Origin of the sequence: Halalkalibacter lacteus (assembly GCF_036663595.1) — a bacterium.
GTDB lineage: Bacteria > Bacillota > Bacilli > Bacillales > Bacillaceae_D > Halalkalibacter > Halalkalibacter lacteus.
The window spans coordinates 15694-27169 of record NZ_JAWRVL010000040.1; the positions used below are offsets into that span (position 1 = coordinate 15694).

Annotated in this window: 6 protein-coding genes and 1 pseudogene; 1 reads left to right on the forward strand and 6 read right to left on the reverse strand. The window is 37.4% G+C overall.

The features are described 5' to 3' along the window. Positions 1–28: 28 nt before the first annotated feature. Positions 29–1224: pseudogene (locus SAZ04_RS19535) on the reverse strand (trans-sulfuration enzyme family protein). A gap of 5 nt (positions 1225–1229) precedes the next feature. Beyond that, positions 1230–1901, reverse strand: coding sequence for a GntR family transcriptional regulator (locus SAZ04_RS19545; RefSeq protein ID WP_332698513.1), 672 nt, complete (start codon positions 1899–1901; stop codon positions 1230–1232). Positions 1902–2291: 390 nt separating this feature from the next. On the opposite strand from SAZ04_RS19545, the gene SAZ04_RS19550 reads away from it, so the two are divergent. Then, a complete protein-coding gene (locus SAZ04_RS19550) occupies positions 2292–2480 on the forward strand; it encodes a hypothetical protein (protein ID WP_332698516.1) in 189 nt (62 codons plus the stop codon). 126 nt (positions 2481–2606) lie between these two features. Here SAZ04_RS19550 and SAZ04_RS19555 read toward each other — a convergent pair whose 3' ends face one another. The 4 genes from SAZ04_RS19555 to SAZ04_RS19570 form a co-directional block, all read right to left on the reverse strand. Beyond that, a complete protein-coding gene (locus SAZ04_RS19555; RefSeq protein ID WP_332698519.1) occupies positions 2607–3290 on the reverse strand; it encodes a MerR family transcriptional regulator in 684 nt (227 codons plus the stop codon). Positions 3291–3667: 377 nt separating this feature from the next. Continuing rightward, on the reverse strand, positions 3668–3907 hold the full coding sequence (locus SAZ04_RS19560; protein WP_332698522.1) for a glutaredoxin family protein: 240 nt from the start codon (positions 3905–3907) through the stop codon (positions 3668–3670). Then, a complete protein-coding gene (ytxJ, locus tag SAZ04_RS19565; RefSeq protein ID WP_332698525.1) occupies positions 3904–4230 on the reverse strand; it encodes a bacillithiol system redox-active protein YtxJ in 327 nt (108 codons plus the stop codon). Before ytxJ ends, SAZ04_RS19560 begins: the two co-directional genes overlap by 4 nt. A gap of 254 nt (positions 4231–4484) precedes the next feature. Next, positions 4485–10679, reverse strand: a complete 6195-nt coding sequence (locus SAZ04_RS19570) for a TIM-barrel domain-containing protein (RefSeq protein WP_332698527.1) — start codon at positions 10677–10679, stop codon at positions 4485–4487. Positions 10680–11476: the final 797 nt, after the last annotated feature.

Here is an 11476-nt window from a genome sequence, read left to right on the forward strand (position 1 = left end):
ATTAACGTTGTATTTCCTAAAAAATTATTTATTTCATCTTTGTATATAACACTAATAATGCTTGATCTAAGTCATTAATGATGTCTTGAGCATCTTCTAATCCTACCGATAAGCGGATTAATCCGTCCGTTATACCAAATTTCTTTCTCTCTTCTTCTGGAATGGAAACGTGTGTCATTGAAGCCGGATGCTGTACTAATGTTTCAGGGTCTCCTAAACTAAACGAGATCAAGGCAAGTTTTAACGAGTTAATAAAATTTACTGCAGCTTTTAATCCGCCCTTTACTTCAAAGGAGATGATCCCACCCATTGCTTTCATTTGACATTTCGCCAGCTCATGTTGAGGATGTGACGTTAGACCGGGATAATAAACTTTTTCTATCGAAGAATGGCCTTGCAAGTATTCAGCAATTTTCTCAGAAGTTGAACAATGTCTCTGGATTCGAAGACCCATTGTTTTTAACCCTCTTAAGATTAAAAACGATTCCCAAGCATTTAAATTTTGTCCTAAATCACCCATAAACTTCTTTCTCATATGAGCTATTACTGCTTTTTCTCCAACAACAAACCCTGCTAGAACATCACCATGACCGTTGATATATTTTGTTGCACTGTGTACGACTATATCAGCACCGTACTCTAGCGGTGTTTGGAGGTAGGGACTCATGAACGTATTGTCTACAATCAATTGCAATTGATAGAGCTTGCATATTTCACTTATTCTTTTAATATCAAGAACTGTTAAATTAGGATTAGATGGTGTTTCAATATAGATAGCTTTTGTATTTTCCTTAATCCCTCTAATGATTGCTTCCTCATCCGTACAGTCTGCAAAATCATATGCAATACCAAACCTTGGGATTAAAGAGGTGAGAAAGCTAAATGTTCCACCATAAACGTCCTTCGTTACGAGTACATGGTCACCTTGCTGTAAGAAGTAAAGGAATGCAGTGGATATAGCAGCCATTCCACTCGCTAATCCTAAGGCAGCCTCACCACCTTCTAACATGGCTATTTTTTCCTCAAGTGTCTTGAGCGTTGAATTGCCATATCTACCGTAATAGATTCCCTCGCTTTCTCCGGACACTATTGCAGCGGCTGTTTCAACATCCGGGAATGCAAAGGCAACAGCAGGAACAATGCTTGGAGAAATTGCTCTCGTTTTTTATTTTGAAGTAAGACTTCATGAATAAGCTTTGTATCAATGCTCCAATTTTCCCTCAAATCATTCACTCCTTTTGCATTTCTGGTATTCTATTCACGGCAGTTTCTAAGCTACTGAGAATGTGATCCTTCATTGCCATCTCTGCACCTTCTTCATCTTTTTCAATAATACAATTTAAGATTCGAGTGTGCTCTTTATCCGCTTTTTCATTCCAATCCCCGTACATGGAAACGAGAATACAATAACGAATAGCGTGGTCTTTAATCATATTTAGAATCTTTGGAAATGTGTGAAGTCCACTCATTTCTGAGAGACAATCATGAAAGTCATTTCCATATGTAACAATATTTTCATTGTTGCCGAGTTCGTGTGATTCTCTCATATTCTCAAGGCTTGTCGTTAATGTTTGGATATCTCGTTCCGTTGCATTCTTAGTTGCGTTTCTTGCTATAAACCCTTCAAGCATACTGCGAATCAAAAAAATCTCTTCAACCTCTTTCTTGCTTACAGAAGCTACTTTCAATCTGCCATTTGGCTGTCTTACTAAAAATTCTTCATTCTCTAATCGTTGAATTGCCTCCCTTAAAGGTGTTCTACTAATAGAAAGCAAATTCGCTAATTTTTCCTCAGGGACAACTTCATCAGGCTTTAATTCTCCAAAAATGATTTTTTCTTTAAGATCAAAATATGCGTTATCTTTGGATAATCTACGTGTCCTCAGTTCCATTCTAGTCATTTTCCACCTCCAAAAAATCAGCTCTTACTTTCTTTTGAATAATTGTATAATTGTATACAATTATTCGATGCAAAAAATATTGATTGATCCTCTCTTAATATTCTAATTTTTCTATTTATTCCGTCTTCTTATAAGTTTACACTAACACATGAAAGTAGAAAGACAACTTAACTTGTTAGATATACTTACTAACATTTTCATGTAACCGTTTAAAGCATTTGAGCAGTAATTGTTGACTAGAAAGCCTGGAACAGATAGGTATTTCAAAATACAGATGAAGCCCTCCTGGCCTTAACAACTGGTATGAGGCAAAGTGAAATCCTACCAGCGCTTTCAGTTTCTTTATTTTTCCCAATAAAAAACCTCCTCAATTATTTTCAATTGAGAAGGTTGGCCAATAATAATAAAGCTTTAACTAAAATCGCCCAAAGTACTGTTAAATCGTATAATTACGAATTTCATGCAACGTTTACATTAAAGGATGTTTCAAAACGTGTTCATTTGACGGAACATGACATCGGACAGCTTTTTACATCAGTAACCGGTGAAACCAATGCAACGGCTCCGCACGTTACTTAGAGGCTATTGAAAAGGTGAAAACCGGAGGCCACTGAAAAAGTTAAAAAGCAACCTTTTTCAGTGCCCTCGAAAACCGACCTTTTTCAGTAGCCTCCGTTAATGCACTGGGGCAGGAACTAATTCCATTTAAGATAAATCGATAGAACTTTCTTTTTTCGTTTTGAAAATAGATAACCAATTAGGGAACTTTTGTTTTTGCTTTGCAGCAGCTGCCTCTCTATACGATTGGACAAATTCTTGAAACTGCGTTTCTCTTTCTTCAAGCTTTTGTTGGATAAAAAGTTTCTCTTCTTCTTCGCGATGAATGTCTTGTCTTAATTGTATTAATTCTTCTTTCGAGGTTTCTGCTGTGTCTACAATCATATGGGAATATGATTGGATAAGAGATTTCGTTTTGCTATGTCCTTCATTCATTTCACTTTTTACTTCCTCTTTGACTTCTTGAATGAACTCTTCCTTTATTGTAGCAACTGATTCTGTTAATTTTTGAATGGTTTCGATCGTTTCATTTTGTAAGGATACAAGCGTATAATATTCTTGAGGTGCTTCGCTTTGATCATCTTGATCAACCTCATTGTTCGTATCAAGAATAAAGTTGAGGTCATGCTCGTTTATATTTTTAGCTTTTAATATTTTTATTTTCTTTAAAGTCTCTATGTCATAATCGGTGTATAGTCTTGCTCCTGTTTTCGTTCTTTGCACATAGAGAGCATTCGGAAACATATCTTCCCACTCTCTAAGTTTCCCTACCGAAATTTTTAAACTCTTAGAAACCTCCTTAATTGTATACTTCTTTTGTTCGTTTTCCATATGCTCACCTCTTTTTATTTTCTTTGTAAAAAATATAGGTTTGATGTACATATTAGATACGACTATGGTCGTTTTCCTCCCTCATGACAAAACTTCTAATAAAAAGTGGCTATTCGGCAATAAGTTAAAATGCCGGTAGAATTTATCGGCTTATATCAAAATTTATCTACTAAATCAAATTTTTATCGACTAACTAGAATCATTTAACCTTCCACTCACTACACTTTGTTGTCGATTACAATTAGCACTTTTCAAATATCGATTCAAATCCTTCATTGTTCCTTGACTATTAACCAGTTCAAAAGAATACGCAAAAAAATGCGGGTGTAAATCCCGCATTTTTTTAATAAGCTATTAATCGACAGCAGAGTCATTTTTTACTTTTTGGCGTTGTTAATAAGTTCTTTTAATTCGGGCGTAAACCCTTTCACTGCTTGGTTCCCTACAACTGTAACAGGCACACCCATGAAGCCAAACTTTTCGACCTCTTTTTGATATTCCTCACTAGCCATAACATCTCTTACCTCAAATGAAACTCCTTCGTCTTTTAACATTTGTTTCACATAGGTGCACTCCACACACCCATCTGTTGAATAGACGAACACTTGTTTACTCATTCACTCATAGCCTCCTTTAGCGATGTTTTTTTTATCTTCCAGTGAGACGTATTCCAACGAACTTTCCCATCTTCAATTAAGAAAACTTGTGGTGATTCATGCTTAATTCCGAAATCTTCGGCAATTTGGTTGGATACAGGTCTATTTTCAATTACAAATACAATCGCTGCAGACGTGTTCGTCTCCTCAACAAAGGCTTGAAATTCTTCATGTGCTTTGGCACTAATTGGGCAAGTTGTACTATGCTTCAAAAGCAAGTGTCTTCCTGATTGTTGTACAAATTGATTCATGTCTTCGGTACTTGTAAGTTGTTTAATTGCCATGATTGACACCATCCTAATTTATGTTTTTTGTTTACGCTGTTGCTTGCACGTTTTCAAGCTTTCTTGAAGTTACTTTAACATATAATGAGGAGATATGACTAAGAAACGCTTCTACATGAATTCATTATCCACACTTACCTGCCAAAACTTGGATGAGAACCAGGTTTGAACGACCTGATGTTTTCTAAAACCATTTACTTTCAAAATCACTAATTTCCGATCCTCCCTCACTTGTTTCACTTCCGTTAGCCGGATCACTTCCCACCTTGCTCACTTTTATTTATTGAAATCACTTGTGATTCAGAAGTAGGTACCTCTGCCGTTCTTACATACAACATATCTGTGTCAGTATCGTAGTACCATACATCGTTACCGGCTTCAACCGCAGTTTTCGAATCAACCAATGTTAATTCATTACCATTGCGTTCAACAGAGTTTACCTCTTCATCACCGTTTGCATTAACTTTTATTTCCGCAACCCATGTTCTGTTTTCAATCTTCCCGTCAAAATTACCGTTCATCGCTGCAATTTCAAGTGTTACACTGTCTTCATTGGATGCCATGGTAAAATTCGTATTAGTCGATTGACCATTTTCATACTCGTAAGTTTGACCGTCATCTTCATATAACGTAAAGCTTGATGCTTCTCCACTCTGTTTTGGATAGGCTTTAAGTGAAATTTCTGTTGCAGGTCTTTCACCAGTATAATTTTGATACTCGCGTGTCGGAATAATCGCACCTTCTTTCACAAATACCGGAGTTGTAGATAAATCAACATCATAATTAATACTTTGTCCTCCGGTAAATGTTTCATGAGTACTCCAGTCATACCATGTACCTTCTGGAAGATAAACATTTCTATTGGTAGCACTTTCTTCAGCAACTGGAGCTACTAGCATACTTGGACCAAACATCCATTGGTCTTCAATACCATACACGTTTACATCCGTTGTATAATCGATGACAAGCGGTCTCATTAACGACACATTTCCACCTGTTGTTGTTTGTTGTGTTGCTGAATAAATGTAAGGGAGAAGTTGGTAACGTTGTTGAATAGCTTCTTTGACAATCCCTTCTGCTTCCTCACCAAAAATCCAAGGTTCTCTCGAATTAGTAGGGTCTTCACATTCACAATTATGCGAGCGGTAAATTGGCATAAAAGCTCCAGCTTGCATCCAACGTGTATAGAGTTCAGGAGACGGTTTGCCGTAAAATCCGCCAATATCTGTTGTGAAATAAGGCATACCAGACATCGACGAACTTAGTCCTAATTGCATGTTGTGAGTAAAGGCCTCCCAACTTGAATCAATGTCCCCAGTCCAAATTGTCGCTCCGTATTCTTGGATACCGGAAAATCCAGAACGAGACAAGAGCCATACTCTGTCATTTGAGTAGCTTCTTTGCCCGTCATAAAAGGATTTTGCTTCATGAGAAGCATATACATTTCTAATTTCCCCTGCTTTTCCTTTATAGAATTGATCTCGTAGAGGGTCGGTAAAAATTTCTGGTTCATTTAAATCAATCCAATAGCCTTTTACACCAGCATCATATAAGGTTTTAACTTGTGCATTGAACCAATCAACAGCATCTGGATTCGTAAAGTCAACTAACCCTGATGGACCGTACCATGCGTTATAAATGACTGAATTTCCCGAAAAATCAGAAACAAAGAACCCCATTTCATCGCCTTCATCAAAATTATTTGCCGTCAATTGAATATAAGGATCAACAATTGGTACTATACTTATACCTTTGTCAGCTAACTCCAACATGTTTTGTTCCGGATTAGCAAAAGCTTCAGACCACGTCATATCAAAATAATGATTTTTTTCGGTCCAATAAACATCGAGAATGACACTGTCTAATGGAATTTCTTTGTCTCGGAACGTGTCTACAATATTATTCACTTCTTCCCAACTCTTATAACCAAACTTAGATTGGATATAACCTAATGCCCATTGTGGCGGCATTGGGGGAGTGCCTGTTAAATCTGCAAAACTTTGTAAAATACTCGTTAAAGAATCTTCCTCTTCTCCAGCCATAAAGTAGTATAACATTTCTCCATTCGGAGCGCTAAAGGAATAGGTACCACTGTCTGTGGCGCCCATATCAAACGTAACATTCTCATAGGTATTATCAAAATACAATCCATAGCCTCTCGTACTAGTAAAGAAATTACCGGAAATATTAGACGTATTTCCACCATACCCGCTCTTCATATCGTTTCTCATCACAACCTTGTGACCTCTACGGTCGAAAGATTGTGAATCACGATCCACACCTAATCCAAAGAAATGCTCATTTGGATCAAGGTTCATAGAGGCATAAACACCTGAAGCTCCGTCGTAACCTAAGCCTTCACCTTCGCTATGCTCTGTCCACAACTCGGTATTTGCTGCATCATAGTAAGAAATTTTGAATGGGTCTTTGTAAGCACGCATACTCATCTTTTCTGTTTGAATCAAAATATAATCTTCAGCATCACTTACGGCAGGTACTACATTTGCCTCTTCTTGATTAACAACAAAAGAATCGTCTTTAGTAAACGTTCCAGTCGGGTCCATCCATACTTTAGCCGTATCCTCATGAACGAACTCGATTTTTACCTTTTCATCGTTTTCTGCATTGAGCACGATAGATTTTTCATCTTCACTTACAGTATAAGGTGTCTCATCATTTAAGCTTTCAATAGACGTCACTTCTTGATAGGCTGTTGAATCTGTTTTAACTATTTTTACGTCGTCAACATCAAGTTCACTTTCAGCTTGCCCATCAGTGATTATGCCTACTTTAACCACTTCTCCGTTTTTCAATTGGATGTTCGGAATTTTCACTTCATACCAATAAAAGCTTGGAGGGATAGAAACTTCTTTTACACCACCAGAATAAGAAACATAAACGGATGCTTTGTCAAAACTTCCTGACCTACGAGTATTTAGTGTAATTTCGTAAGTTCCTTCCACAGGCGCATTAGCAAATTGCCACAAATCGGATGAATAAGCTTCCTTACCTGCAATTTGTACAAACGAGTTTCCATCTTCTTCTGTTTGAATAGACTGATTAATCATATTGTTACGACTCCAATAATGAAAGCCTTGTTCAAACCGATTATTATACAATTTAACTTCTGGTTCATCAAAGTCCTCTGATTTGAGCCTTACATGATCAATTTGCAAATTAGTAAAACCAGGAGCATCTTGATAGAAGGCAATGTTTAGGCTCCCGTCAGTTACATCAACGATTCCGCTAATCTTCACGTAGTCATTACCATGGGGAATATCAACGTACACATTATCTCCGCCGTAATTTGTTAATTCCATTCTGCTAAGAGAAGGGGTACCTGTGTTTTGCTTCACCATAGCCGTTACGGTGTAAGTACCATCTTCTAAATCAGAAATATCTTGCTCAATCTTTTGCTGATAGCTTTCGTCACTCCAGAAGTAAGCTTTGTATTGACCACTATATACATCATAGCTATCAACACCAGCGTTCGAACCAGTTACATCCCAACCAGTAAAGTCTCCGCTTTCAAAGTTGCCGTTAACAATTTGATCAGTAAAGCCCTCAAACTGAATGGAGTCAATTAGAGCAGAACCTGTATCCTCACCTGTAAATTCAAGGGTTACTATATTTACCCCTTGGCTCAGTTCTACAGATTCTTGAGCAGTACCCCACTCTTCTCCAGTACTTGGGAACGTCACTGTTTTCGGTGTATCAATTACGTTTATCTGTACATCCTCAACAGAAAGAGTTAATGTACTTTCTTCTGTACTGAAATAATTTATATCTAGTGAGAATTCTCCGGCCTCAGGCATTTCAACGGCAAATGTCACCCTTGAACCTTCATTATCTAGACCAGTGATATACCCAAATCCATCGTATCCCTCTTTGTCGTTACCGAAAATCGCTCCTCCTTGATACGAAGCCACTTCCGCTTGAAATACTTTGTCAGTTGATGCTGGAACTAACCTTAACACTTTGCTCGCACGCGGCTCCAGAGTTTCAGAATAGCTAGTATAGTAGCCTAAATCTTCTTGCTCCCAAAGGTCTCGAACAAATACTTCTTCCTCAATTCCAAGTTCATTTTGGAAGTCCATCGAACGCTCTTCTTGGTTATCAGTACGATTAAACAGAGCAATTACCCATGAACCATCTGGTAATTGACCCGCCCATCTTTCACTGTCACGGCTGATATTGTCTTTATAATGCTCATCAGAGTTGAAAATCGGTTTCCCTACAAAGCCAAGTTTGTTCAACTCGATCAATTCAGGATTTTGATAGTATTTATAGTTATCACCCATCGTGTCATATTGATCAGCAATGGTAACTGGAGAACCTGATATCGCAAGCAAAGATATTGTTGTTTTCTTTTCGTTATCTGCATACGGGCTGTCATCAAAGGTATTTAACTTTATGAAGTCACCGTCAAGAATCATCGAACCGCGTCCAGAAATATCGGCAAAGCCGGTAAATCCTTGAAATGAATTGGCCCATTGAGACCAAGTCGGTTGCCACTCTTGTCTACGGCCACTAGTATGATCCCAACCACCTTCGAAAGCATCTTCATTGATTCGAATCATATCGCCATACTTTTGTTCAAGTTCGCCGTGATTAGTTAAGTTCGGCATAACCAAACTAAGGAACATCTCATTTTCTGCAGTTGCTTCGTCCATCCATTTTAGTGCTTTTTCATATTGCTCTTTAGTATGAGCAAGACCGAGTTCACCTATCGCATGATCGTAACCGCTTTCATACCAAGATAAAAAGTCGACACGAAGAAATTCAGCACCTTGCTCTGCAAAAAAGTCAACATATCCTTTTAAAAACGCTTCAGCATCTGGATGATCCATATTCAACCAATAAAGGGCTCTTTCTGAACCTTGGCCACCATCAAATCGATCACCTTGTCGTTTCCATCCATTACTCTCTAAGATTACCTCTTCTGTAATAATAAGATCAGCAACTGGTGTATCTGTACCTACAACGGTATATTTATCTGGATTTTTTACAACCTCTGGACTGATCCACATCGGATTGTAATAAACGCCAAATTTCATCCCTTGTTCATTTATATAATCCGACCAGTGTTTCCAAGTATGACCGTCTGGGTAACGCTCTTCTGGATAACCATGCCATGGATTGTACTCGACTGAAACATGATCAATATCGATGCCAGCGCTGTTCGTACCATTTATCGTCGGATCGACAATAAACTCAATTGTTAATTCCCCTGAAGTTACTTCAACATTCTCAAAATACCGATCCCAATTGTCTTCATTTGTAATTTCTTTGATAATAGAAGCATCGGGTTTAGTGCTGTCGTATCCGGAAATCTTCATTACTACCGAATCATCTTCAGCATTTGTAATGCCATTTTTTGCTTTGACTCTAGCATTTACATAATATCTACCATCTGGTAACTCTGTGATAGTTTGTGAAACGTTTTGTAAATTCGATTCCCAATTCCACGTATATAGCGATTTTGTTCCATCATCATTATTATTTCGACCATGAGCAAAATCTCCCTCAAAAGTCCAGCCAATTGTTTCTTCCTGCTCAAAGTCTCCATTTTCCACTAAATTTCCTTCTGGAAACATTGATTGCTCATCATCAAACACTTCAAACGTAATATCATCAAGTTGTAAGGAAGCGCTTCCAACTGCGGAATTAATAACAAACTCAACAGTCACATCAGTCACATCTCCGACCACATCAAGTGTATAGTTCTTATAGTCGGTAGAATGAGAGCTTAACTCGATCGAAACACTGTCTACGACTTCTCCATTCTGGCTAATTCGCATTTCAGCATGACTTCCAATTGATTCTTCCGTAAACTGATTCGTACCACTATAATCCTCTAACGTGACCCAAGCAGATAGACGATAGGTTTCACCCTCAATTAGTTCTGTTACAGTTTGACTTAAGGAAGAACTATAAGCTGAATCTTTATAAAAGTAAAATTTAAAGTTATCACGAGCATTTTCCTTATTTACTCCATAATCAGCATTCCCTTCAACCTCCCAACTTTCCGTCGTTGCATACTCAAAATCACCATTAAATAACTGTCCTGTCTTCAGATATGGATTTTCGCGACCATCCATATAAATAGGATCACTCATCCATCTATCATTATGCGTAACTACGTAACCGTTTTTATTTAATAGTTTAACACCTTCAATCCATCCATCGGTACTAATCATGTCATAACCGTATCGAAGGAAATTTTCAGCCATCCAATCGATATTATCTTTGAAGCGATGTTCCGGCATAAATACATCTTTTCCATATTGATGCTCGTAAGTGATCCAGTACATCGGACCTGCACCCTGCCTAGTAAACTGACTATCTCTTGCAAATGTTGAACTAACAATAAACGCAGAAAATACAATAAAAACAAAAATTGATAGTGTTATGGTCTTCTGTAAATATTTTAGCTTATTCCTTTGCATAATATCTCCTCACTTCTTTTTCTTGTTCTATTAAGCACTCTTAAATGTCTAGCAAATACTTTATTCACTGAACGAAGTATTTTTGTTGAATTTCTCCTATCTATAAATAGGATTTTGAATAGATTATTAACTGCTATGTATCACCTACACTTTCTACAGCAATCTGAGTAAACGCTTCCAATAACGTTGGAATTCTATTGGAAAGAAGTTTTTCCACTTCGTTCACTTTGTATAAAAAAAGTTAACATAATTCACTCAATGAAACAAGTAATATTGTGTGAATTTTTTATATTTTTAAATAATTTAAATTAATTAGTACATTTATACTGCTCTCAAAGACCTATACCAGCTTCCTCCTTCATGACAGAATTTCACAAAAAATACCTGACAACATCTGCTGAACGTTATTAACCTTAACCAATGAACCAATTCTGGACGGAGCCCTTCAATAAACTCCTCGTAAGTATAGGAAAGATAAATTGGATGAGGTGAACAAGTTGGCTCTGCTGGGATAATGGTCGTTCCTTTTATAAATTGTCCTTCTGAATTCTCTAGATAAACTTCTCCATGTTGCTTTGCTATAATCAGTTCCAAAGCATCCATTAAAAAAATGCGGGTGTAAATTGAGGCTACTGAAAAAGGTAAAAATCGAGGGCACTGAAAAAGTCCATCGAGGAAGCGGCAATGGCTCCGCACGTTGCGCGCCTGCTATGAGAAACCTAAAATGTACCCTGTAGAGTAGACACTTGAAAAAGACTGCTCTATAGGGTCTTTTTGTGTACAATTAAATAAAAAAG